The 19,922-nt window shown below is 60.6% G+C and carries 18 protein-coding genes; 9 read left to right on the top strand and 9 right to left on the bottom strand.

Annotation, left to right across the window (positions count from 1 at the left end; translation table 11 throughout):
* Positions 1-202: 202 nt before the first annotated feature.
* Complete coding sequence (locus tag PSEUDOMOFG3G_RS12010) at positions 203-1,096, top strand: AraC family transcriptional regulator (protein ID WP_139050033.1); 894 nt, start codon at positions 203-205, stop codon at positions 1,094-1,096.
* On the opposite strand, the gene PSEUDOMOFG3G_RS12015 is transcribed toward PSEUDOMOFG3G_RS12010, so the two are convergent.
* Positions 1,086-2,720, bottom strand: coding sequence for a methyl-accepting chemotaxis protein (locus tag PSEUDOMOFG3G_RS12015; protein ID WP_047229127.1), 1,635 nt, complete (start codon positions 2,718-2,720; stop codon positions 1,086-1,088). The genes PSEUDOMOFG3G_RS12010 and PSEUDOMOFG3G_RS12015 overlap by 11 nt on opposite strands.
* 270 nt (positions 2,721-2,990) lie before the next feature.
* Here PSEUDOMOFG3G_RS12015 and PSEUDOMOFG3G_RS12020 point away from each other — a divergent pair, with 270 nt between their 5' ends.
* A complete protein-coding gene (locus PSEUDOMOFG3G_RS12020; RefSeq protein ID WP_047229126.1) occupies positions 2,991-3,821 on the top strand; it encodes an undecaprenyl-diphosphate phosphatase in 831 nt (276 codons plus the stop codon).
* Complete coding sequence (locus PSEUDOMOFG3G_RS12025; protein WP_047229125.1) at positions 3,818-4,228, top strand: DUF1294 domain-containing protein; 411 nt, start codon at positions 3,818-3,820, stop codon at positions 4,226-4,228. The genes PSEUDOMOFG3G_RS12020 and PSEUDOMOFG3G_RS12025 overlap by 4 nt, the downstream gene beginning before the upstream one ends.
* A 3-nt stretch (positions 4,229-4,231) precedes the next feature.
* Here PSEUDOMOFG3G_RS12025 and PSEUDOMOFG3G_RS12030 read toward each other — a convergent pair whose 3' ends face one another.
* Complete coding sequence (locus tag PSEUDOMOFG3G_RS12030) at positions 4,232-4,585, bottom strand: MmcQ/YjbR family DNA-binding protein (protein ID WP_139050034.1); 354 nt, start codon at positions 4,583-4,585, stop codon at positions 4,232-4,234.
* Positions 4,582-5,490 carry a LysR substrate-binding domain-containing protein gene (locus PSEUDOMOFG3G_RS12035; RefSeq protein ID WP_047229123.1) on the bottom strand — a complete coding sequence of 303 codons (909 nt, stop codon included), beginning with the start codon at positions 5,488-5,490 and terminating at the stop codon, positions 4,582-4,584. Before PSEUDOMOFG3G_RS12035 ends, PSEUDOMOFG3G_RS12030 begins: the two co-directional genes overlap by 4 nt.
* 129 nt (positions 5,491-5,619) lie before the next feature.
* On the opposite strand from PSEUDOMOFG3G_RS12035, the gene PSEUDOMOFG3G_RS12040 reads away from it, so the two are divergent.
* Positions 5,620-6,228 carry an FMN-dependent NADH-azoreductase gene (locus PSEUDOMOFG3G_RS12040; protein ID WP_139050035.1) on the top strand — a complete coding sequence of 203 codons (609 nt, stop codon included), beginning with the start codon at positions 5,620-5,622 and terminating at the stop codon, positions 6,226-6,228.
* 61 nt (positions 6,229-6,289) lie between these two features.
* Here PSEUDOMOFG3G_RS12040 and PSEUDOMOFG3G_RS12045 read toward each other — a convergent pair whose 3' ends face one another.
* Both PSEUDOMOFG3G_RS12045 and PSEUDOMOFG3G_RS12050 read right to left on the bottom strand, forming a co-directional pair.
* A complete protein-coding gene (locus PSEUDOMOFG3G_RS12045) occupies positions 6,290-7,483 on the bottom strand; it encodes an MFS transporter (protein ID WP_047229121.1) in 1,194 nt (397 codons plus the stop codon).
* Between the two features lie 335 nt (positions 7,484-7,818).
* Positions 7,819-9,408 (bottom strand): ABC-F family ATPase, encoded by a 1,590-nt coding sequence (locus PSEUDOMOFG3G_RS12050; protein WP_076384583.1) that lies wholly within the window; start codon positions 9,406-9,408, stop codon positions 7,819-7,821.
* A 403-nt stretch (positions 9,409-9,811) separates the two neighbouring features.
* Between PSEUDOMOFG3G_RS12050 and lpxO the strand changes: the two genes are divergently transcribed.
* Positions 9,812-10,711, top strand: coding sequence for a lipid A hydroxylase LpxO (lpxO, locus tag PSEUDOMOFG3G_RS12055; RefSeq protein WP_139050037.1), 900 nt, complete (start codon positions 9,812-9,814; stop codon positions 10,709-10,711).
* A gap of 23 nt (positions 10,712-10,734) precedes the next feature.
* Here lpxO and ligD read toward each other — a convergent pair whose 3' ends face one another.
* Positions 10,735-12,720 carry a DNA ligase D gene (gene ligD / locus PSEUDOMOFG3G_RS12060; RefSeq protein ID WP_139050038.1) on the bottom strand — a complete coding sequence of 662 codons (1,986 nt, stop codon included), beginning with the start codon at positions 12,718-12,720 and terminating at the stop codon, positions 10,735-10,737.
* A gap of 33 nt (positions 12,721-12,753) precedes the next feature.
* A complete protein-coding gene (locus PSEUDOMOFG3G_RS12065; RefSeq protein WP_139050039.1) occupies positions 12,754-13,644 on the bottom strand; it encodes a Ku protein in 891 nt (296 codons plus the stop codon).
* Between the two features lie 198 nt (positions 13,645-13,842).
* On the opposite strand from PSEUDOMOFG3G_RS12065, the gene PSEUDOMOFG3G_RS12070 reads away from it, so the two are divergent.
* The 4 genes from PSEUDOMOFG3G_RS12070 (at position 13,843) to PSEUDOMOFG3G_RS12085 (ending at position 17,246) form a co-directional block, all read left to right on the top strand.
* Positions 13,843-14,184: a hypothetical protein gene (locus PSEUDOMOFG3G_RS12070; RefSeq protein ID WP_139050040.1), complete on the top strand. Its 342-nt coding sequence runs from the start codon at positions 13,843-13,845 to the stop codon at positions 14,182-14,184.
* Between the two features lie 47 nt (positions 14,185-14,231).
* On the top strand, positions 14,232-15,380 hold the full coding sequence (locus tag PSEUDOMOFG3G_RS12075) for a PQQ-dependent sugar dehydrogenase (protein ID WP_139050041.1): 1,149 nt from the start codon (positions 14,232-14,234) through the stop codon (positions 15,378-15,380).
* A 198-nt stretch (positions 15,381-15,578) separates the two neighbouring features.
* Complete coding sequence (gene ilvA, locus PSEUDOMOFG3G_RS12080; protein ID WP_139050042.1) at positions 15,579-16,586, top strand: threonine ammonia-lyase, biosynthetic; 1,008 nt, start codon at positions 15,579-15,581, stop codon at positions 16,584-16,586.
* 381 nt (positions 16,587-16,967) lie between these two features.
* Entirely contained in the window at positions 16,968-17,246 is a 279-nt protein-coding gene (locus tag PSEUDOMOFG3G_RS12085) for a DUF1652 domain-containing protein (protein ID WP_139050043.1), read from the top strand.
* Between the two features lie 79 nt (positions 17,247-17,325).
* On the opposite strand, the gene PSEUDOMOFG3G_RS12090 is transcribed toward PSEUDOMOFG3G_RS12085, so the two are convergent.
* Both PSEUDOMOFG3G_RS12090 and xylB read right to left on the bottom strand, forming a co-directional pair.
* Positions 17,326-18,264: a carbohydrate kinase gene (locus PSEUDOMOFG3G_RS12090; protein ID WP_047229115.1), complete on the bottom strand. Its 939-nt coding sequence runs from the start codon at positions 18,262-18,264 to the stop codon at positions 17,326-17,328.
* Positions 18,265-18,276: 12 nt separating this feature from the next.
* Complete coding sequence (gene xylB / locus PSEUDOMOFG3G_RS12095; protein ID WP_139050044.1) at positions 18,277-19,764, bottom strand: xylulokinase; 1,488 nt, start codon at positions 19,762-19,764, stop codon at positions 18,277-18,279.
* Between the last annotated feature and the right edge of the window lie 158 nt (positions 19,765-19,922).

Genomic DNA, 19,922 nt, shown 5'->3' on the forward strand with positions numbered 1-19,922 from the left:
TCTCACCATCAATGACGTGCCGATTACAGCAGCGCCATTGGCGCCGGACAAACGCGGGAGGGATCATCGGCTGGTACTTTTTTAACGCCGTGACGTGTCCCTTGGCCGGGTTAAAAAAGTATCGGTGGACGATCAGGTCAGGGCTGGTGAACCGGTGCGCGCCGGGCGTAAGGTGCTGCCTACAGCGATAGAGACGCGCGACATGCCTGATCACTCAACGCCCCTGTTCGAGCAGCCACCCGCCGAACTTGAAGTCATCCTGCCTGAGCCCGAGCACAGTTTTCGCTGGTATGAGCACGACTATCCGTATCCGCTGGCGCGCTGGAACCACCATCCCGAATTCGAGATCCATCTCATTCGTCGGGGCAGCGGTAAATTGCTGGCGGGCGATTATATTGGTCCATTCGGCCCCGGCCACGTGGCGATGATCGGCCCAGGCTTGCCCCACGACTGGATGGGCGACCTGGCCCCGGGCGAGTACTTGGCTGGAAGGGACGTGGTGCTGCAATTCGATGGCGCAACGCTGTTGAGCCTGCGCCGGACGCTACCTGAACTCGGGGATTTACAGCCGCTGTTCGAAAGGGCACGACGAGGTCTGGTCTTCCGCGGCGACACCGCGGTGAACGCCGCAAGGCTGTTGGAGAGCATCGGCCCGGCCCAGGGACTCGGGCGACTGGCATTGTTTCTCCAACTGCTCAACACACTCAATCTCGCCCCGCAGGAGCAGGCCCAGTGCCTGGCCAGCCCTTGTTATGCACCCAGTCTGGATGCCCGCAGTTCCGAACGCATCCACAAGGCCTTTGAGTACCTGCAGACTGAACTCACGGGTGACCTGCGCCTGTCGGTGATTGCTCGGCAACTGGGCATGAGCGAGCCCGGTTTTTCGCGTTTCTTCAAACGCATCACCGGACACGGTTTCATTGATCTGATGCGCAAGCTCCGAGTCCAGCGAGCCTGCCGGTTGCTGTTGCACAGTGAAATGCCGGTGACCGATATCTGTTTTGAGGTGGGTTACAACAACCTGTCCAACTTCAATCGGCACTTTCGCATCGAGATGCACCAGACGCCCAGCGAGTATCGATCAGCTAGACCCTGAACTGCTTCAGCAACCCGTTCAATTGCTCACTCAGCGACTTGAGACGGGTACTCGCCAGGCTCGATTGTTCAGCCGCCAGGGCGGTGCTGTGGGAGAGGCCGGCGGCCTGGGTCACGTTCTGGTTGATGTCTTCCACCACATGGGCCTGTTGCAGCGTGGCGCTGGCGATGGAGGCGTTCAGGCTGTTGAGATTGCGCAGGGCCTGGCCGATGGCGTTGAGGCTGGCGCCTGCCAGCCCGGCTTGTTCAATGGTCAATTGCGAAGCACGGCTGCTGTCGCTGATGACTTTCACCGCCGCTTCGGAGTGGTTCTGCAAGCGTTCGATCATCGCCTGGATCTCGGCGGTGGACTTCTGCGTGCGCTGGGCCAGCAACCGCACTTCGTCAGCCACCACGGCAAAGCCTCGACCTTGTTCACCGGCGCGGGCCGCTTCGATCGCGGCGTTGAGGGCCAGCAGGTTGGTCTGCTCGGCAATGGAGCGGATCACCTCCAGCACACTGCCGATCTGGGTGCTTTCGCTGGCCAGGGTGCGAATCACTTCGACCGCCTGATCAATGGTCTGGGACAGTCGGTCAATCTGCTGCAAGCTGCCATCGATATTCACCTGGCCCTGCTGGGCCTGGGATTCGGCGTCGCGCATTTCGCTGGCGGCGTGTTCGGCGTTCTTGGCGACGTCTTGCACGCCGTAGGTCACTTCGTTGATCGCGGTCGCCACCAGTTCCATCTGTTGCGATTGTTGCTGGCTGCGCTCCTGGGCTTGGGCGGCGTCGTTACCCAGGTCGTTGGACGATTGCCCCAGGGCCCTGGCCGAGTCCTGCAACTGGCTGACTACTTCGCGCAGTTTGGCGGTAAAGGCATTGAAATGCCGGGCCAGTTGCGTCACTTCATCCTGGCCGTGGGTGTCGAGGGTGCGGGTCAGGTCGCTTTCACCGCTGGCAATGTTGGCCATGGCATTGACCGTTTCCTGCAGCGGCCGAACGATGCTGCGCACGATCAGGGTCAGGAGCAGGCCCATGAGCAGGGTGATCGCCAGGCCGATCAGCGAAGCCTTGATCACTTGAGAGCGGAATTCGGCCTCCACGTCATCCACATACACGCCTGAACCGATGATCCAGCCCCACGGCTCGAACAGTTTGACGTAAGAGGTTTTCGCCACCGGCGCCTCGGCGCCCGGTTTCGGCCAGAGGTAATCCACCATCCCGGCGCCCTTGGCCTTGGCAATGGCGACCATCTCGTTGAACAGCGCAAAACCATTTGGGTCGCGAATCGCCGAGAGGTTCTGGCCTTCGAGTTTCGGGTTGGTCGGGTGCATGACCATCACAGGGGTCAGGTCATTGATCCAGAAGTAGTCACTCTGGTCGTAGCGCAAGCCGCGCACCGCGCTAAGGGCCTGCTTCTGCGCAACCTCGCGAGTCAGGGTGCCAGCCGTTTCCAGACCATGGTAGTAGCTCAGCACGCCGCTGGCAGTCTGGACCACATGCTGGGTTTTCTGCACCTTGGCCTGATACAGGTCGGTGTGGATCTGCTTAAGCATGAACGCGCCTAACGTGAACAACATCACGATGGACACGACCAAGATGAGCCACAAGCGTCGGCTGATCGACACACTGCGCAAGCTATTCATACGCTGTCACTCCGGTTTCTTATTCTTGTCATCTGCGACCGCCTGAGTCTGGCGTCGGGCGGGTATGCCTTTGTGTCCTGAGTCATAACGCGGCAGCGTTATCAGGGCTTGTCTGATAGGATTTCGGCCCCGCGGCGCAAAACCTGAGCCTGTTACGGTTTTTTCATTGGTTTTTTTGAGAAATCGCAGTCACCGTGCGCCTGCTGTTTACACCTGCATAACGCTTAAATTTTGATGAGACGTGCGCAAGCATAGTCTTTTGGGGGATGAATGGATTTGTGGACCGCCTTTCAGGCACTGATTCTTGGCGTGGTAGAAGGCTTGACGGAGTTCCTGCCGATCTCCAGTACGGGGCACCAGATCATTGTCGCGGACTTGCTCGAGTTCGGCGGCGAGCGCGCGATGGCGTTCAACATCATTATCCAGCTCGGGGCGATCCTGGCGGTGGTGTGGGAGTTTCGGCGCAAGATCTTCGACGTGGTACTGGGCTTGCGCACCCAGCCCAGCGCTCGCCGGTTTACGGCCAACCTGCTGATTGCCTTCATGCCCGCTGTGGTATTGGGCGTGTTATTTGCAGATCTGATCCATGAATACCTGTTCAACCCGATCACGGTGGCCATGGCGTTGGTGCTGGGCGGTTTCGTGATGCTCTGGGCCGAGAAGCGCCAGCACACAGTGCACGCCGAAACGGTAGACGACATCACCTGGAAGGATGCACTGAAAGTCGGCTTCGCCCAGTGCCTTGCGATGATTCCCGGCACCTCCCGCTCAGGCTCGACCATCATCGGTGGCTTGCTGTTCGGGCTGTCGCGCAAGACCGCGACCGAGTTTTCATTCTTCCTGGCGATGCCAACCATGGTCGGCGCGGCGGTCTACTCCGGCTATAAATATCGCGAGCTGTTTGTGCCGGCGGATTTTCCGGTGTTCGCCATCGGCTTCGTCACGGCGTTCATTTTCGCCATGATCGCGGTCAGGGGCTTGTTGCTATTCATCGCCAGCCACAGTTACGCCGTATTTGCCTGGTACCGGATCGCTTTCGGCCTGTTGATCCTGGCCACCTGGCAATTCGGTTGGGTGGACTGGACGGCGGCCCAGCCATGAGCCGTCCAGGCCGTGAGCCGGGCCCAGCCGTGCAGAGTTTGCGGCTCAAGCTCGTGGTATTTGCGCTGGTGTGCGCCTTGCCGCTGCTCGGGTCACTTTTGCTCGGGTTGCGCGCGGTGTCCTGGGTGCCGCTGACGGCCTACGGGCTCGTCAGCGTGGTGGCGTTTCTGTTGTACTGGAGCGACAAGCGCAAGGCCCGCGCTGACGCCTGGCGCACCCCGGAAAACGTATTGCACGCCGTGGAGCTGGCCGGGGGCTGGCCCGGGGCGTTGTTGGCCCAGCAAGTGTTTCGCCACAAGACTCGCAAGGTGTCGTTTCAGGTGGTGTTCTGGTTCATCGTGTTGCTGCACCAGGTGTTCTGGATCGACCAGTTATTCCTGGGCAGTCATCTGCTGATGCTTTTCTGAGCCTCACGACAGCAGCAAACCCACCTGGGTGCGCTTGGGCAGCTTGCTCACCACCAGTTGGTGGGAGCGCTGCAGCAGGCCACGCAGTTCATCGGCACCCAGCGGGTAGGGCGTCTGCATGATGACCCACTGAGCCCGCGCCAGATAGGGCGCCGGGTGGATCCCCGGGCGGTCGCAATGCCCCAGGAACAGATCCTTGTCCACCTTGAACGCCAGTGATTCGCCCCGCAGGTTCTGCAGGGCGAACATCTTGTTGCCGGCAATGGAAAATACCCGCACGCCGCCCCATTTGTAGTCCTCCCTGGCGCCCGGCAAACTCAGGCAGAACTGCGCGACATCCTCTTCGCTCAAGCTCATATTTTTCTATCTCCACAGCCATCGAATGCTTCTACCAAGTGGTCGATCCACGCGCGTACCGCCGGCAGCATGCCGCGTCGATGCGGGTAGACTGCCTGCAGCCAGCCGTCCGGCAGCGACCACTCGGGCAACAATTCCACCAGTGTGCCGTCCTGCAGTTCCTCCTCGCAATACATGCTCGGCAACAAGGTGAAACCCAGGCCGGCGAGGGCGCAGGCGCGGCGCACAATGAAGTCGTCGATGCCTAGCCGGGCTTCCAGGGCCAGTTCGACGGGCTCTGCGTTGGCCTTGAGCAGACGCAGGTGGACCAGGCGATCGGCATCCAGCGCCCCGAGTATCGGCAGTTTCTTGAGATCCTCCGGGGTATTGATCTGCCGTCCTGCGACGAACGCCGGGCTGGCGACCATGATGAGCCGCGCCTGACGCAGCCGTCGCGTCATCAGCAGCGGGTCTTCGTCCCCCAGATCGCGCACGCGCAATGCCACGTCGATGCCTTCGCTGACCAGGTCTACCCGCCGATTGACCAGCATCATTTCCAGCTGCACTTGAGGGAATTTTTCCAGGAAGCTGGCGATCACCCCGCCCAGCATCTGATGAGCCAAACCCACCGGACTGGAAACCCGCAGGCGCCCGCGCGGCTCAGTGGACATGCTCGCCACGGCTTCATCGGCCATCTCGGCTTCCAGCAGCATGGCTTGGCAATGGCGCAGATAACGCTCGCCAACGGCCGTGAGCTTCAACTGGCGGGTGGTACGTTGCAGCAGTCGGGCGCCAAGGCGCTCTTCCAGTTCAGCGATACGTCGTGACAGCCGCGACTTGGGAATACCCAACAGGCGTCCGGCCGCGGCGAAACCACCGGCTTCAACCACTTTGGCGAAGTAGTACAGATCATTGAGGTCTTGCATATCGAGTTCCATTGTCCTGTCAGTGGAACGAACTATCGCATTAATACTGACTTATCGGCTATTGGCTTCATCGATAGGATTGTTCTCAATTGATCGCTTGGTCGCGATCCTCACTTGGAGAGCACTCATATGAAACTGTTGCACATTGACTCGAGCATCCTGGGCGACAATTCCGCGTCCCGCCAACTGAGCCGTGACGTGGTTGAGGCCTGGAAAGCTGCCGAAGCGGACGTCGTCGTGACCTACCGCGACCTGGCGGCCGATGCCATCAGCCACTTTTCCGCCCAGACCCTGATCGCCGCCGGCACCAGCGCTGAACTGCGCGACGCTGCCCAGAAGCACGAGACTGATCTCAGTGCCTCGACCATGGCCGAATTCCTGGCGGCGGACGCGGTGGTCATCGCAGCGCCGATGTATAACTTCACCATTCCGACTCAACTCAAGGCCTGGATCGACCGTATCGCCGTGGCCGGCCAAACCTTCCGCTACACCGAAGCCGGCCCCGAAGGCCTGTGTGGTGGCAAGAAACTGGTGATCGTCTCCACCTCTGGCGGCCTGCATGCCGGCCAGCCAAGCGGCGTAGCGCATGAGGATTATCTGAAGGTCATGTTCGGTTTCCTCGGCATTACCGACATCGAGTTCGTCCGCGCCGAGGGCCTGGCTTACGGTGACGAAATGCGCAGCAAAGCCATGAACGAAGCCAAGCTGCAGATCAGCGAGCAATTCGCCGCAGCTTAAAGACCGCGCAAAAAAACACCAGGCCTGGGCGAACCGGCCTGGTGGGTTTGCACAAGGTCGATCAATAAGCGGCTGTTTCGGTACGGCGCCGCAGCAGTAAAGTCAGCCCCAGTCCGATGATCGACAGCAGTGCCGCACTGAAAAAGATCGAGGAATACCCCAGATTCAACGCCACCGCGCCCATCAAGGGCCCGGCAATCGCCAGCGCCAGGTCGAAGAACACCGCATAGGCGCTCAGTCCTGCGCCACGGCTGGTATTTGGTACTTGCTTGATGGCCTCCACACCCAACGCCGGATACACCAGCGACAGCCCGAAACCGGCCAGCCCCGCGCCAATCAGCGCGAACGCGGTAGAAGGCGCCAGCCATAGCAACACCAGCCCCAGGGTTTCTATACACATACAGGCAATGGCCGTCCTGAAGCCTCCGAAGCGGGCGATGCTGGAAATGAACAACAAGCGCGACAGGATGAAACAGACGCCAAACACCGTCAGGCACCAGGCTGCACCCGTCCAGCCGCGACTGACATAAAACAACGTGATGAAGGTGGTGAGCGTACCGTAGCCGATCGACGCCAGGCACAGGCTCGTCCCGTACGGTGCAATACGCCCGAACACCGCCCAAAAGGGCAAGCGCTCGCCTCGAATGACCGGCACCGACGGCTTGTTGCGTATCAACAGCAGCGCCGCGCCGGCCAGCAGCGACAAGGCGATCCCCAGGCTGACAAAGCCCAGCTCACTGACCATCACCACCCCCAGCGGCGCCCCGATGGCAATGGCCCCATAAGACGCGATGCCGTTCCATGAAATCGAGCGGGCCGTGTGTTCGACACCCACCTGGCCCATGCACCAACTGATGGTGCCCACGCCAATCAGGCCCTGAGCCACCCCGAGCAGCAAACGCCCGGCGATCAGGATCAACAGGCTCAGCAGTGGAAAGCTTTGCAGCAGCGTCGAAAGCAACGTCAGCAAACCACTGAGGACGATCCCGTACAGCCCATAAACGATCGCCCGCTTGGTGCCGATACTGTCCGACAGCCGCCCGGCCATGGGCCGACTGAGCAGCGTCGCCAGATATTGGGAGCCGATGGTCAGCCCGGCCACCACGGCACTGAAGCCCAACTGTTCGTGGACATAGCCCGGCAACACGGCAATCGGCAGGCCGATGCAGAGAAAGGCGATGAAGGTATAGAAGACGATGGAGATGATCTGCCAGGTGATCGACAGGGAACTGGGGGTGGATGGGTGTGTTGGCATGAGGCTCGTTCGCGGGCAGCGGTAAGAGGGGCTCATCATGGCGCGCGGCGGGAATAAAAGAAAGCAGGCTAACGGTTTGCCCGGGTGGTGATAGTGCCGACGCTATCGCGAGCAGGCTCGCTCCCACACTGGCTGCAGGGCTTGGAAGAACATCGGTTCCTTGTGGGAGCGAGCCTGCTCGCGATGACGGTAGGTCGGCCAATACCAAGTCGACTGAAACGGCCAAATCGCAAGCAAGCTGTGCTCCCACATGTTCTACCTTGAAAACAAAAAGCCCTGTCACAACGGACAGGGCTTTTCACTTGCAGCTTGAAGCTTACAACTCAGCGCTGCTCTTAAATCAGCACACCCTGGCTGCGCAGGTAATCGTCGTAGGTGCCGCTGAAGTCGATCACGCCATCGGCGCTCAACTCGATGATGCGGGTGGCCAGGGACGATACGAACTCACGGTCGTGGCTGACGAAGATCAGCGTCCCCGGGTAGTTTTCCAGCGCCAGGTTCAGCGCCTCGATGGATTCCATGTCCAAGTGGTTGGTCGGTTCGTCCATCACCAGCACGTTCGGCTTTTGCAGGATCAGCTTGCCGAACAGCATGCGACCCTGTTCACCACCGGAAATGACCTTGACCGACTTGAGGATCTCGTCGTTGGAAAACAGCATGCGGCCCAAGGTGCCGCGAACCAGTTGTTCGCCGCCCTGGGTCCACTGGCCCATCCAGTCGAACAGGTTGACGTCGTCTTCGAAGTCGTGGGCGTGGTCCTGGGCGTAGTAACCCAGTTCCGCGGCGTCGGTCCATTTCACAGTACCGGCGTCCGGCTCCAGTTCATTGACCAGGGTGCGCAGCAACGTGGTCTTGCCGATGCCGTTCGGGCCAATGATCGCCACGCGCTCGCCGGCTTCGACGGTGAAGCTGAAGTCCTTGAACAACGGCTTGCCGTCAAACCCTTTGGCCATGCCTTCGACAATGACCGCCTGACGGTGCAGCTTCTTGGTCTGTTCGAAGCGAATGAACGGGCTGACACGGCTCGATGGCTTGACCTCGGCCAATTGGATCTTGTCGATCTGCTTGGCACGGGAGGTGGCTTGCTTGGCCTTCGAGGCGTTGGCCGAGAAGCGGCTGACGAACGATTGCAGTTCGGAAATCTGCGCTTTCTTCTTGGCGTTGTCCGACAGCAGTTGCTCGCGGGACTGGGTCGCCACGGTCATGTACTCGTCGTAGTTGCCCGGGAACAGGCGCAGCTCGCCGTAGTCCAGGTCCGCCATGTGGGTGCAGACACTGTTCAGGAAGTGACGGTCGTGGGAGATGATGATCATCAGGCTCGAACGCTGGGTCAGCACGTTTTCCAGCCAGCGGATGGTGTTGATATCCAGGTGGTTGGTCGGCTCGTCCAGCAGCAGCACTTCCGGGTCGGAGAACAACGCCTGGGCCAGCAGTACCCGCAGTTTCCAGCCGGGCGACACTTCGCTCATCGGGCCGAAATGCTGCTCGATGCCAATTCCCAGGCCCAGCAGCAGTTCACCGGCACGGGACTCGGCGGTGTAGCCGTCCATCTCGGCGAATTCGGTTTCCAGCTCGGCCACGGCCATGCCGTCTTCTTCGGTCATTTCCGGCAGCGAATAGATGCGGTCGCGCTCGGCCTTGACCTTCCACAGCTCTTCGTGGCCCATGATCACGGTGTCGATCACGGTGAATTCTTCGTAGGCGAACTGGTCCTGGCGCAGTTTACCCAGGCGCACGTTCGGCTCAAGCATGACCTGGCCGCCGGACGGCTCGAGGTCGCCGCCGAGGATCTTCATGAAGGTCGACTTGCCGCAACCGTTGGCGCCAATCAGACCGTAGCGGTTACCCGCGCCGAACTTGACAGAGACGTTTTCGAACAGTGGCTTGGCGCCGAACTGCATCGTGATGTTAGCTGTAGAGATCAAAGGTTTATCCTGCGGAACATTCAGAGTAGCTAAGGGTGCGGCAGTACCTGTTCAGTACCTGTTTGCGCAGGTCCCGACCGCGCAAGAGCATCGCGGTCGCAAGCGCAAGGGTCCATCCGGCATAAGAGGACAGCAGCATACGGAGCGCCTGACCCAAATAGACGTACGCCGAAGCCGGAATCCGGTATCGGCCCAAAAGGGGGCGCGTAATGTTTGGCGGCAATTGTACTGATCTGGCCGCGTTAACGATAGGGTGTAACCCAGGCAAGACAATTTTTCACAACGCAGGGATAACCTTTGGTTACGAGTTGTGGCTAAATTGCCGTTTCACTTACGCCATTCCCCACACTGTTCGGCTGTGCGGGAAGTGGCAGCCTGTCCACTTTTGATGTGTGCGGATACTGTGAAACTCATCATTGCCGCGATCTATCTTCTCTCTATCGGTTATGTGCACCTGCGCGGGCGCGTTCGGCACAAGCTCGGACGCCAGTTGAGCGACCATTCGTCCTTCCTCGCGCCGATCAACTGCCTGCTTTACCTGTGCTCGAAACTGCCCAACAAGCCTTTCCTGAACCCGGCGCAGTTTCCCGACCTGAGCCCGTTGCAGGCCCATTGGCAGGAGATCCGCGCCGAAGGCCAGAATTTGCTGCGAGCGGGGGAGATCAAGCGCTCCAACCAGTACGACGATGTGGGCTTCAATTCGTTCTTCAAGACCGGCTGGAAGCGTTTCTACCTGAAGTGGTACGCCGACAGTCATCCCTCGGCCATGAAGCTGTGTCCGCGCACCACTGAACTGGTGCAGAGCATCGGTTCAATCAAGGCGGCGATGTTCGCCGAACTGCCACCGGGCTCCAAGCTGGTTCGTCATCGCGACCCGTATGCCGGGTCCTACCGGTATCACCTGGGTCTGGAAACGCCCAACGATGCCGGCTGCTACATCAATGTCGATGGTGAGCATTACCATTGGCGTGATGGCGAGGCGGTGATATTCGACGAGACATTCATCCATTACGCCCAGAACACCACGCCACACAATCGCATCATTCTGTTTTGCGACGTGGAACGCCCCATGAGATTTCGCTGGGCCAGTGCCTTCAACCGCTGGTTCAGCCGCACCGTGATGGCGGCCGCCGGAGCGCCCAATGACGCCGGAGACAAAACCGGCGCCCTGAACCGGGCGTTTTCCAGGCTTTACAGGATTCGCCTGCAAGGCAAGGCGCTGAAGAAGCGCAACCGCAAGCTGTATTACTTGCAGAAGTGGGCGTTCTTCGGCGGTCTGCTGGCGGTCTTCATCTGGATATGAGCGGGTGACTCTCCGTACCTGCGTCATTCCCCAGGTTTTTGCGCATCCAGCTGCTCCCACATCCTGGCCGTGATTCGCTGGCGATGGTTGTACCCCTCCCAAGGATCGGCGCCCAGGTTTCTGGCCCGTTCTAGGGCCGTATAGATGTCCCACTGCTGGGCGTTACGCAGACCGTCAAGCTCGGCCCGGGCAATCGGCACGGATACCGGCAGACCTGGCCGAGCGCGCACGGAATAGGCGCTGACGGTGCTGGCGCCCCGGGCGTTACGCAGGTAGTCGACAAATATCTTCCCGACACGGTTCTTCGGCCCCATGGTCGCGGTGATCCGCTGCGGCATCTGCCGGGTCATGAACAGGGAGATGGCCTTGGCGAAAGCCTTGGTAATGTCCCAGCCTTCACTGCGCGCCAGCGGCACGATGATATGCATGCCTTTGCCTCCGCTAGTTTTGAGGAAGGCCTGCAAACCCAGTTCGTCGAGCACCGAGAGGGTCAGGCGAGTCGCCTCGATCATCGCGCTCCAGGGCAGCGACGGGTCGGGGTCCAGATCAAGAACGAACAGGTCCGGCGTCTCGATCCGATCATGCGTGGCGGCCCATGTGTGCAGCTCCACCGTGCCCATTTGGGCCGCGCTGACCAGCGACTGCACACTGTCGATTTCCATCAGCGCGGCATGCCCGGGATCCAGTCGCGGATCCAGCTGTTTGATGTGGGGAATGTCCAGGCGATCGGCGTGTTTCTGAAAGAACTGCTCTTCACCGATTCCCTCTGGTGCCCTGAGCAGGGCAACCGGGCGCTGCTTCAGGTGCGGCAGAATCCAGGGAGCGATGTCCTCGTAGTACTGCGCCAGTTCGACTTTCTGCACGCCGCTGACACTGTCGATGACGCGCTCAGGGTGGGAAATCTCCAGCCCTGAGACCTGTGCGCTACGGGCTTTGCCGCGAGGCGTGGTTTTGGCGGGCAGGGGTTTTATCGGAACTGGCTGCTGACGCACAACCTTGCTTGCCGGTATGTCGTTCTGCAGATCCAGGAACACCGCCTGGCGCACCAGGCCGTCGCGGGTCCAATCAGCGAACTCGACTTCACAGACCTCGGTTGGCTCTACCCAATGCACGCTGCGGCTTTGCGCGCTGCTGACCGGTGCGGCCAGTGGCGAATCGTCCCGCTCCAGGCTACAGAGTTGCTCGTGCAGTTGTTTGAGCCGGGCTTGTGCGAACCCTGTGCCGACACGGCCGGCATACATCAATCCCTTGGGCCCGTTGACCGCCAGCAACAGTGCACCGAAACCATTGCGCCGACCTTTGGGGCGGGTGAAGCCGACGATCACGAACGGCTGGCGCAGACGGCACTTGAGTTTGATCCAGTCGGCGCTGCGGCGCGACACATAGGGGCTGCCCAGGCGTTTGCCGACCACGCCATCGAGTGCGAGGGCGTTGGCACTTTCAAAAATGTCGTGCTGGTTGGCGGAAAACGACTCGGAGAAGCGCAGGCGCTTGCTGGCATTGTTCTTCAGCGCCTTCTTGAGGGCTGCCCGGCGTTTTTCAACCGGCGCCTGGCGCAGGTCGACGCCATCTAGAAAAGGCGCATCAAACAGGACGTACACCAGGTCTACCGTGCGGCCAATCTCGAACGACTGTCGCAGGGCTGCAAAGTCAGAGTGGCCGTCGTCATCGAGCGAAACGAGGCCGCCGTCGAGCCAGCTGTCACCCAGATTCAGCTCAGACAACGCAGCGGCGTGCAATTGCAGTCGGTCGGTCCAGTCCTGTTGATTGCGGCTGAGCAATCGCACTTGACCCGCTTCAATGCGGGCCATCAGTCGATAGCCATCGAACTGGACTTCATAACGCCATTCACCGGCCGGGGGCTGCTCAACGGGGGTGGCGCGTTGCGGCAACAAGCGCTCGGGAAGGGCACTGCTACCGGTCTGGTTCTGCCGGGTGCGCTTGCGGCTGTGCTTCTGCTCCGGCTCGACACCGGACAAACGGGCGTATTCACTCTCGGCCTTGGCCATGACGTATTCCCTTGTATTGCTGGCGCCCGGGGATTAGCCCCGGGAGACCTTGGTGGCTTTTTTCGCGGGAGCGGATTTGCTGGTCTTTGCGGGCTTTGCAGCGGTTTTTCCGGCAGGCTTTTCTGGCGCCTTGCCCTTGCCGCCCAGGCTGCGCTTGAGCAGTTCGGTAAGGTCGATGACATCGGCGCTCTTGCGTTGCTCTTCACCCGGATCGGTTTCCACCGCCTCCAGGCGGCCTTCTTTGGCCTTTTTCTCCACCAGTTCCATGATCTTGTCTTCGAAGCTGTCCCGGTACTCTTGCGGTTCCCAATCGGCGCTCATGTCCTGCACCAGCCGCTTGGCCATTTCCAGCTCCCCCTTGGCCAGGGTTGGCTTGATGACTTCATCGCCCAGTTCCAGGATGTCGAGTTCGCGCACTTCGGCGGGCCAGCGCAGCATCACCAGCACCAGCGCAGACTCCAGCGGCATCAGCGCTGCCAGATGCTGGCGGGTATGCAGCACGACATGGGCCAGCGCCACCTTGTTGGTCTTGATCAGGGTTTCGCGCAGCAGGGCGTAGACCTTGCCGCCGCGTTTGTCTGGCGCCAGGAAGTAGGGCGTGTCGATGTTTTGCAGGGGAATTTTGTCGCTGTCGACGAAAGAAAAAATATCGATGGTCTGGGTGGACTTGGGGTGGGCGGAGCGAATCTCCTCTTCGCTCAGCAGGACGTATTGACCCTTCTGGTATTGCACACCCTTGACGATATTTTCCTTGGTCACTTCCTTGCCGGTGACCTTGTTCACTCGCTTATAGCCAACCGGGTCCATGCTGCGCTTGTCCAGCCAGTCAAAATCCACTCCCTGGGAGGACGTGGCCGACACCAGCGCCACAGGAATGTGGACCAGTCCGAAGCTGATTGCGCCTTTCCAGATTGCCCGTGCCATGGAGGGGTTTCCTTGCCGATGAATGAGTCATTCAGGTGACCTTGCGGCGTTCGCAAAAGTTTCCATGGAGCGCCGGTTGACCCGCCCCGCATTGCCTTCGAGACGCTTGGTTACATCTTCGGACGGACATTTCCCTTAACAACGGCGAACCGGCGGCGTAGCGTGCTTTCGATATGCCTGAATCCAAGAGGTGCTCCGATGAACAGGCTGCTACTCACTCTCATGACGCTGTTGCTGGCCACCGCCGCCCACTCGGCAACGCCCGACCGCGGGGCCATGGTCCTGGCCCAGAACCTGCCAGGTAACAACAATCCCTATAACAGCCCGATCCGCCGGGCCAATCCCAACAGCATGCAGGGCACCCGGCCCAACGTGCCGATGATCCATAACAACCCGACCGTTCCCGTTCCCCGGCCACCCACGCTGGAAAATGGCGGTATCGGCAACGGGTATCCCCGTTCCGGTCAGCCTGCCGGCTCGCCACGGCCTACCATCAAGCCCAATCCGCCGCCGAGGGACACCTCAAACGACATTCGCTGAGTACCGAGCCCTGGCAGTCTTTATTCACACCACAGAAGGAAGTGTGCATGTTGCGTAAAACACTCCTGGCCGCATTCTGCGCCAGCGCTGTACTGACTCTCGCCACGCCGGCGTCTGCCGCGCAAAGCCGGCAACTCAAGAGCGAGGAGGGCACGGTGGAGGTGACCACCGTGGTCAAGGGGCTCGAACACCCCTGGTCCGTGGCTTTCCTGCCTGACCAACAAGGCATGTTGGTGACAGAGCGAGCGGGCAACCTGCGTCGGGTCAGCCCGGATGGCCAGCTCTCGGCACCATTGAACGGCGTACCTGAGGTCTGGGCCAGAGGCCAGGGCGGTTTGCTGGACGTCGTGCTGTCGCCGGACTTCAAGCAGGACCGCACGGTCTACCTGTCTTACGCAGAGGCCGGCGATGACGGCAAGGCAGGCACCGCCGTGGGCCGTGGGCAATTGTCCGAAGACCTGCAGAGCCTGAAGAATTTCAATGTGATTTTCCGTCAGCAGCCCAAGCTTTCCACCGGGAACCACTTTGGGTCGCGCCTGGTGTTCGACCGGGACGGCTATCTGTTCATCACCCTGGGGGAAAACAACGAGCGTCCCACGGCCCAGGACCTGGATAAGCTCCAGGGCAAGATCGTGCGCATCTACCCCGACGGCAAGGTGCCGGACGATAACCCGTTTGTCGGTCAGGCAAACGTACGCCCCGAGATCTGGTCCTACGGCGTTCGCAACCCCCAAGGGGCGGCGCTCAATCCCTGGAACGGTACGTTGTGGGAGAACGAGCACGGCCCCAGGGGCGGCGATGAGCTGAATATCATCGAACGCAGCAAGAATTACGGCTGGCCGCTGGCGACTCACGGCATCAACTACTCTGGGGCGCCGATCCCGGAAGCCGGCGGCAAGACCGCCGAAGGCACGCTTGGCCCTTTTCATGTATGGGAAGTGTCACCCGGGCTGAGCGGCATGGCGTTCTATGACAGTGACCGCTTCAAGGCCTGGCAACACAGCGTGTTCATCGGTGCGCTGGTGTCCCGGAATCTGATCCGCCTGGAACTGGAGGGTGACAAGGTCGTGCACGAAGAACGCCTGCTGGGTGAGCTTGGCGAGCGCATCCGCGACGTGCGCCAGGGGCCGGATGGTTTCCTGTACGTGCTGACAGATGATGACGATGGGACGCTCTATAAAGTCGGGCTCAAGTGATTCGCAACAGTGCCCATTGACTTGCCAGTCAGCGGCAGGCTAATTTCCAGGCATGACCAGCACCGTATTGCGTAGCCAGCCAAGCATTATTACCGCCATTCCTTATTTGGCGGGCTAGCTGACGACTGCACCCAACCCGCCTCCGAGGCGGGTTTTTTCTTTCTGTCTCCGGAGTTTTGTCCAAACCAGGAGACCGCCATGCCTACCACCCGCCCCGAGCAAGCCCTGCTAGAACATTACGTCAAGAAGATCCTGGCCGCGCCGGTGTACGAACTGGCCGTGCGCACGCCGTTGCAAGCGGCCACCGGACTGTCCGAAGCCTTGGGCAACCGGATCCTGCTCAAGCGTGAAGACCTGCAGCCGACTTTTTCTTTCAAGATCCGTGGCGCCTACAACAAACTGGTGCAACTGACCGCCGAGCAACGGGCTCGCGGTGTCATCACCGCTTCAGCGGGCAATCATGCCCAGGGCGTGGCGCTGGCCGCGCGAGAGCTGGGCATATCGGCCAGCATCGTCATGCCACTCACCACACCGCAGCTCAAGGTGCTGGGCGTGCGCAACCGGGGCGCCGAAGCAGTGCTGCACGGGGAGAGCTTTCCCTTTGCCTTGGAATACGCACTGGAGCTGGCCCGACAGACCGGACGAGAGTTCGTTTCGCCCTTCGATGATCCGGACGTGATCGCCGGGCAGGGCACCGTCGCCATGGAAATCCTGCGTCAGCAGCCAGGCAGCCTGGACGCGATTTTTGTCCCGGTCGGTGGCGGGGGGCTGATTGCCGGGGTCGCGGCCTACGTCAAGTACCTGCGCCCGGAGGTTCGCATCGTCGGGGTGGAGTCACAACATTCCGCCTGTCTCCAGGCGGCGCTGACAGTCGGTGAACGGGTCAGTCTGGCAAGTGTGGGAACCTTCGCCGATGGCGTGGCTGTCGCACAAATAGGGGCCTACGGCTTCGACATCTGCCGTTTCTGCGTTGATGACGTGATCACCGTCACTGACGACCAATTGTGCGCAGCCATCCGAGACATCTATGACGATACCCGGTCGATAACCGAGCCCTCGGGCGCCTTGGCGGTCGCCGGCATCAAGCAGTACGTCGCCCAAACCGGCGCGCGAGGCCAAACACTGGTGGCAATCGATTCCGGCGCGAATATCAACTTCGATAGCCTGCGCCATGTGGCAGAGCGGGCTGGCGCCGAAGCCATTTGACGTTTTTTACGCGACGTCACACTTTTTTCGAAGCAGCCGACGGGTGCCCACTCACCCCTGCGCAATAGGGTCTAATCTAGCTTGCGACAGGATCACTGGCGATTGCAGTTTGCATGAGGAAAATCCCGCTTCCTTGCAATCTGCACGCACGCTCTCACAGGCCTGGACGCTAAGTAGTTGATTTGGATCAATCGGGATTTTCTTTAAAGCAGGCATATTTTTTGCGGGATGATTAGGGAGTCGCTGCACGGGCTCATTAATTAGAAAACGCCAAGAACGAACGAACGGCACGGCATTCGTAGTCCCAGTCCGCAGGGAAGAACGGACGAAAATACCGCCGTCGTGAACATAAATTGGCCGCCTCAACAGGAGAGAGTCGCCATGTTTTTATCTGCCCTCGAAATGCGAAATATCATTGAAAGCAGCTTGCTGCCCAAGCGCTCGCAATGCACCTTGTCACCTGATTTGTCGATGACAATCAAGATCTATGACGATCATGAAACCGATCGTGTGGCCTTGGTCAAAACTGATATCGATGCCAATAAACTCAATGGCTGCCGGGCAATCAACGACCTGATCGCCGAGTTGCGCTCCGAACTCGACCAAAATCACCACACCGGTAATCACTTCCATCAGCAACACCGCATGACCGGGCGCTGATCACGGCCTTGTCTTCCCAGGAATCACGTCCGGGTTCGGTCATTGTCCGAACCCGGTGCCGTGCTTTTTCCCAAACAGCTCAATCCAATTGTTGCCGGTAAGGCAGATCCGGTCCGGTCCGGCCGCACGTCAGCGCAGCAGCGCGCATGGCAAAAGCAAGCATCTCGCTCACCTGCTCCCGGGTCAGGGTATGCAGGCCTTCCACCGAATCCAGTTGGTGCTCGGTCAGCCAGGTAATCAACGCCGCCTGGAAGGTGTCCCCTGCGCCCACGGTATCGGCGATCTGCACCGAACATGCCGGCATTGACCAGGAACCGTGCTGGCGGCTGAATACCGTCGCGCCTTGACTGCCACGGGTAAGGAACACCAATTGGCAACGGTGCTCCATCCAACGCTCGATGATGGTCTGTGGCGGTTGGTCGGGATAAAGAAGACTCAGGTCTTCGTCGCTGACTTTGATCAAATCGGCATATTCGACCAGCGTTGCGATTCGCGAGCGCCACAGTTCGATGTCCGGTTGCGGGTTGAGTCGCACGTTCGGATCCAAGCTGACCAGGCGTTTACCGCTCTCGCGTCGCACCAAGGCCAGTAGGGTGTCGGCAATCGGCTGCACCACAAGAGAGAAAGAGCCGACATGCAGCCCCCGTACGTGCTCACCGAGCACCGGTAGGTGGTCCAGGCCTAGTTGCCGGTCCGCGCACCCTTCACCGCGAAAGCTATAGTGGGGCGAACCGTTGGCGCCGACCGCCACCATTGCCAGGGTCGTAGGCGCGTCGAAGTCCAGTGCGTATTCGGTGCTGACACCTTCGGCAGCCAGGACCTGATGCAAGCGTCGGCCCAGGTAGTCCGTGGACAGCCCGCCAAACAGTGCCGATTCCACGCCCAGGCGTCGCAACCCGACTGCCACGTTGAACGGCGAGCCGCCGGCGATGGCTTTGAAGTTGACCTGCGACGCCGGACCGCCCATCTCGTTTTCGCTGAAAAAATCAAACAGTGCTTCACCACATACCAAATACATAGGTCTTTTATCTCAAAGGGTTGCGATACATTCTTGATAGTGGACATAAGATTTTTGCGATGCTGCGACCTGCTCGGTAATGGGCCGGGTTTCACTGGCCGGGTCGAGCTTGACACAGCGCTCGCACAGATCGGCCAGGCTTTGCTGCGAGCCTGAATGGCACCACGCCGCCTGAATCGCCGCACCCAGGGCGGCCGCTTCACTCTGTTCAGTGCAAATGACCGTGGTATCCATGATGTCGGCGACGATCTGCCGCCAAACCGGGCTTTTCGAGCCCCCGCCGATCAAGCGGATGCTCTGGGCCTCGAGCCCGTTGGCGCGCAGCAGGTCCAGGCCATAGCGCAAACCGAAGGTGGTGCCTTCGACCACCGCCCGGCACAGATTGGCCCGGGTCAGGTTGGTGGTGGTCAGCCCGAAAAGGCTGCCGGTGGCATGGGGCAGGGCGGGAACTCGCTCGCCGTTGAGAAACGGCAGCATGCACACGCCTTCGGCGCCTATCGGGGCCCTTGCCACCAAGGCGTTGAAGGCGTCGATGTCCAGCTCCAGCAGCTCGCGCATGGCTCCGGTGGCGTTGGTCAGGTTCATGGTGCAGATCAGCGGCAGCCAGCCGCCGCTGGATGAGCAGAAGGTTGCCACCGACGGCTGCGGACTGACTGCAGGTTCTGCGGCATAGGCGTAGACCGTGCCGGAGGAGCCCAGGCTCATGGTGATCACACCGGGCTGGATGTTGCCGGTGCCGATAGCGCCCATCATGTTGTCGCCACCCCCGCTGGCCACCAGCGCATCAGGATTGATGCCCAGGTGCGCGGCAACGGCCGGCAGGATCCGCCCGACCGGCTGATGGGCCTCGATCAGCTCCGGCAAAGCCGATTGCAGCCGGCCGCTGGGATCGATGTGCTCCAGCAACCGCGCGTCCCATTGACGGGTGCGTACGTTGAAATAGCCGGTGCCCGAGGCGTCGCCGTATTCGCTGCAATGGCGGCCGGTGAGCCAGTGATTGAGAAAGTCGTGGGGCAGCAGGACGCTGGCGATGCGTTCGAAAACCTGGGGATGCTGCTCCCGCGTCCAGAGCAGTTTGGAAACCGTGTAGCCCGGCGCGATCACCACGCCGAGGCGTGCGAGGCTGCCGTCTTCACCCCCCAGGTAGGCCAAAAGCCGATCGTTCTCCGGCGTCGTCTCGGTGTCGCACCACAGCTTGGCCGGGCGCAAGACCTGGCCCTGGTCGTCAAGCAGCACCAAGCCGTGTTGCTGGCCGGACACGCCGATGCCGAGGATCGCCTGGCCATCGACCCCGGCGGCGGCCAGGGCTTGGTGAGTCGCCTGGGTGAATGCATCGAGCCATTGCTGGGTGTCTTGTTCACGGCGACCGTTGGCGCCGCTGATCATGCTGTGGGCAGCGGCACCCTGGCCGAGCACCTGGCCGCTGAGCGTATCCAGGATCAGTGCCTTGGTGCCCTGGGTGCCGCAGTCGATGCCCAGGAACAGTTGTTGGTTTGCCATAAAAATCCTTGGGTGAGTCAGATCGATATCTGCAAGAAGTCATCGGCCGGTAAACACAAACCCCGTGGCGAGGGAGCTTGCTCCCGCTGGGGCGCGAAGCGGCCCCATCAACCTGACAACTGGGTGTCTCAGGCCGATCCAAGGGGCTGCTGCGCAGC

It is taken from the genome of Pseudomonas sp. FG-3G (genome assembly GCF_901007645.1).
Classification (GTDB): Bacteria; Pseudomonadota; Gammaproteobacteria; order Pseudomonadales; family Pseudomonadaceae; genus Aquipseudomonas; species Aquipseudomonas rhizophila.

Bases quoted from the DNA above. Each gene is read 5' to 3' on its own strand.
- PSEUDOMOFG3G_RS12085 (WP_139050043.1), top strand. From the start codon at position 16,968: ATGTTTTTATCTGCCCTCGAAATGCGAAATATCATTGAAAGCAGCTTG.
- PSEUDOMOFG3G_RS12040 (WP_139050035.1), top strand. From the start codon at position 5,620: ATGAAACTGTTGCACATTGACTCGAGCATCCTGGGCGACAATTCCGCG.
- PSEUDOMOFG3G_RS12070 (WP_139050040.1), top strand. From the start codon at position 13,843: ATGAACAGGCTGCTACTCACTCTCATGACGCTGTTGCTGGCCACCGCC.
- PSEUDOMOFG3G_RS12015 (WP_047229127.1), bottom strand. From the start codon at position 2,720: ATGAATAGCTTGCGCAGTGTGTCGATCAGCCGACGCTTGTGGCTCATC.
- PSEUDOMOFG3G_RS12075 (WP_139050041.1), top strand. From the start codon at position 14,232: ATGTTGCGTAAAACACTCCTGGCCGCATTCTGCGCCAGCGCTGTACTG.
- xylB (WP_139050044.1), bottom strand. From the start codon at position 19,764: ATGGCAAACCAACAACTGTTCCTGGGCATCGACTGCGGCACCCAGGGC.
- PSEUDOMOFG3G_RS12065 (WP_139050039.1), bottom strand. From the start codon at position 13,644: ATGGCACGGGCAATCTGGAAAGGCGCAATCAGCTTCGGACTGGTCCAC.
- ligD (WP_139050038.1), bottom strand. From the start codon at position 12,720: ATGGCCAAGGCCGAGAGTGAATACGCCCGTTTGTCCGGTGTCGAGCCG.
- PSEUDOMOFG3G_RS12020 (WP_047229126.1), top strand. From the start codon at position 2,991: ATGGATTTGTGGACCGCCTTTCAGGCACTGATTCTTGGCGTGGTAGAA.
- PSEUDOMOFG3G_RS12090 (WP_047229115.1), bottom strand. From the start codon at position 18,264: ATGTATTTGGTATGTGGTGAAGCACTGTTTGATTTTTTCAGCGAAAAC.
- PSEUDOMOFG3G_RS12025 (WP_047229125.1), top strand. From the start codon at position 3,818: ATGAGCCGTCCAGGCCGTGAGCCGGGCCCAGCCGTGCAGAGTTTGCGG.
- PSEUDOMOFG3G_RS12045 (WP_047229121.1), bottom strand. From the start codon at position 7,483: ATGCCAACACACCCATCCACCCCCAGTTCCCTGTCGATCACCTGGCAG.
- ilvA (WP_139050042.1), top strand. From the start codon at position 15,579: ATGCCTACCACCCGCCCCGAGCAAGCCCTGCTAGAACATTACGTCAAG.
- PSEUDOMOFG3G_RS12035 (WP_047229123.1), bottom strand. From the start codon at position 5,490: ATGCAAGACCTCAATGATCTGTACTACTTCGCCAAAGTGGTTGAAGCC.
- PSEUDOMOFG3G_RS12030 (WP_139050034.1), bottom strand. From the start codon at position 4,585: ATGAGCTTGAGCGAAGAGGATGTCGCGCAGTTCTGCCTGAGTTTGCCG.
- PSEUDOMOFG3G_RS12010 (WP_139050033.1), top strand. From the start codon at position 203: ATGCCTGATCACTCAACGCCCCTGTTCGAGCAGCCACCCGCCGAACTT.